This window comes from Burkholderia sp. HI2761 (genome assembly GCF_002223355.1).
Taxonomy (GTDB): domain Bacteria; phylum Pseudomonadota; class Gammaproteobacteria; order Burkholderiales; family Burkholderiaceae; genus Burkholderia.
In genome coordinates this window covers 1-2993 of record NZ_NKFN01000017.1, presented here as the reverse complement: position 1 = coordinate 2993, position 2993 = coordinate 1, and the positions used below count along the sequence as shown (strand labels likewise).

The following is a 2993-nucleotide window of genomic DNA, read 5'->3' as shown; positions in this document are numbered from 1 at the left end:
CGATATCGGCTGTCGTTCTTTAACAATCTGGAAGAAGTAAGTAATTTGGATAGCGGAAGCGTCTTGAGATGGACGTGGAAGTTATCCGGGTTGTGATTGTATCGATGTATCTCAAGATGATTCGAACTCTAAGTTTGACTCTAATTGGAATACGGCACAACGCGAGAACTCAACCTGTAGCGACTGTAGCGTCGAAAGATGAGACAGACTCGTTATAGGGTCAAGCGAACAAGTGCATGTGGTGGATGCCTTGGCGATCACAGGCGATGAAGGACGCGGTAGCCTGCGAAAAGCTACGGGGAGCTGGCAAACGAGCTTTGATCCGTAGATGTCCGAATGGGGAAACCCGGCCCTTTTGGGTCATCCTGGACTGAATACATAGGTCCAGTGAAGCGAACGCGGTGAACTGAAACATCTAAGTAACCGCAGGAAAAGAAATCAACCGAGATTCCCAAAGTAGTGGCGAGCGAAATGGGATGAGCCTTGCACTCTTTATTTGTATTGTTAGCCGAACGCTCTGGAAAGTGCGGCCATAGCAGGTGATAGCCCTGTAGGCGAAAACAGTATGAAAGAACTAGGTGTGCGACAAGTAGGGCGGGACACGTGAAATCCTGTCTGAAGATGGGGGGACCATCCTCCAAGGCTAAATACTCGTGATCGACCGATAGTGAACCAGTACCGTGAGGGAAAGGTGAAAAGAACCCCGGGAGGGGAGTGAAATAGATCCTGAAACCGCATGCATACAAACAGTCGGAGCCTCGTAAGGGGTGACGGCGTACCTTTTGTATAATGGGTCAGCGACTTACGTTCAGTAGCAAGCTTAACCGTATAGGGCAGGCGTAGCGAAAGCGAGTCCGAATAGGGCGTTCAGTTGCTGGGCGTAGACCCGAAACCAGGTGATCTATCCATGGCCAGGATGAAGGTGCGGTAACACGTACTGGAGGTCCGAACCCACTAACGTTGAAAAGTTAGGGGATGAGCTGTGGATAGGGGTGAAAGGCTAAACAAACCTGGAAATAGCTGGTTCTCTCCGAAAACTATTTAGGTAGTGCCTCGTGTCTCACCTTCGGGGGTAGAGCACTGTCATGGTTGGGGGGTCTATTGCAGATTACCCCGCCATAGCAAACTCCGAATACCGAAGAGTGCAATCACGGGAGACAGACATCGGGTGCTAACGTCCGGTGTCAAGAGGGAAACAACCCAGACCGCCAGCTAAGGTCCCCAAATATAGCTAAGTGGGAAACGAAGTGGGAAGGCTAAAACAGTCAGGAGGTTGGCTTAGAAGCAGCCACCCTTTAAAGAAAGCGTAATAGCTCACTGATCGAGTCGTCCTGCGCGGAAGATGTAACGGGGCTAAGCTATATACCGAAGCTGCGGATGCGAGCTTTGCTCGCATGGTAGGAGAGCGTTCCGTAAGCCTGCGAAGGTGCCTTGTAAAGGGTGCTGGAGGTATCGGAAGTGCGAATGCTGACATGAGTAGCGATAAAGGGGGTGAAAGGCCCCCTCGCCGTAAGCCCAAGGTTTCCTACGCAACGTTCATCGGCGTAGGGTGAGTCGGCCCCTAAGGCGAGGCAGAAATGCGTAGCTGATGGGAAGCAGGTCAATATTCCTGCACCATTGTTAGATGCGATGGGGGGACGGATCGCGGAAGGTTGTCCGGGTGTTGGAAGTCCCGGTCGCTGCATTGGAGAAGGCGCTTAGGCAAATCCGGGCGCGTAATTCAAGGGTGTGGCGCGAGCTCCTTCGGGAGCGAAGCAATTGGAAGTGGTTCCAAGAAAAGCCTCTAAGCTTCAGTCTAATGATGACCGTACCGCAAACCGACACAGGTGGGCGAGATGAGTATTCTAAGGCGCTTGAGAGAACTCGGGAGAAGGAACTCGGCAAATTGGTACCGTAACTTCGGGATAAGGTACGCCCTTGTAGCTTGATGCCCCTGCGGGCAGAGGGTGAAGGGGTTGCAATAAACTGGTGGCTGCGACTGTTTAATAAAAACACAGCACTCTGCAAACACGAAAGTGGACGTATAGGGTGTGACGCCTGCCCGGTGCCGGAAGATTAAATGATGGGGTGCAAGCTCTTGATTGAAGTCCCGGTAAACGGCGGCCGTAACTATAACGGTCCTAAGGTAGCGAAATTCCTTGTCGGGTAAGTTCCGACCTGCACGAATGGCGTAACGATGGCCACACTGTCTCCTCCCGAGACTCAGCGAAGTTGAAGTGTTTGTGATGATGCAATCTACCCGCGGCTAGACGGAAAGACCCCATGAACCTTTACTGTAGCTTTGCATTGGACTTTGAACCGATCTGTGTAGGATAGGTGGGAGGCTATGAAACCGGAACGCTAGTTTCGGTGGAGCCGTCCTTGAAATACCACCCTGGTTTGTTTGAGGTTCTAACCTTGGCCCGTGATCCGGGTCGGGGACAGTGCATGGTAGGCAGTTTGACTGGGGCGGTCTCCTCCCAAAGCGTAACGGAGGAGTACGAAGGTACGCTAGGTACGGTCGGAAATCGTGCTGATAGTGCAATGGCATAAGCGTGCTTAACTGCGAGACCGACAAGTCGAGCAGGTGCGAAAGCAGGTCATAGTGATCCGGTGGTTCTGTATGGAAGGGCCATCGCTCAACGGATAAAAGGTACTCTGGGGATAACAGGCTGATACCGCCCAAGAGTTCATATCGACGGCGGTGTTTGGCACCTCGATGTCGGCTCATCTCATCCTGGGGCTGTAGCCGGTCCCAAGGGTATGGCTGTTCGCCATTTAAAGAGGTACGTGAGCTGGGTTTAAAACGTCGTGAGACAGTTTGGTCCCTATCTGCCGTGGGCGTTGGATATTTGAAGGGGGCTGCTCCTAGTACGAGAGGACCGGAGTGGACGAACCTCTGGTGTACCGGTTGTCACGCCAGTGGCATCGCCGGGTAGCTATGTTCGGAAGAGATAACCGCTGAAAGCATCTAAGCGGGAAACTCGCCTTAAGATGAGATATCCCTGGGGACT

Annotated in this window: 1 rRNA gene; it reads left to right on the top strand. The window is 52.5% G+C overall.

Going from position 1 to position 2993, the window contains the following annotated elements:
- Positions 1 to 218: 218 nt before the first annotated feature.
- Positions 219 to 2993, top strand: a 23S ribosomal RNA gene (locus CFB46_RS34895); the annotation flags it as partial.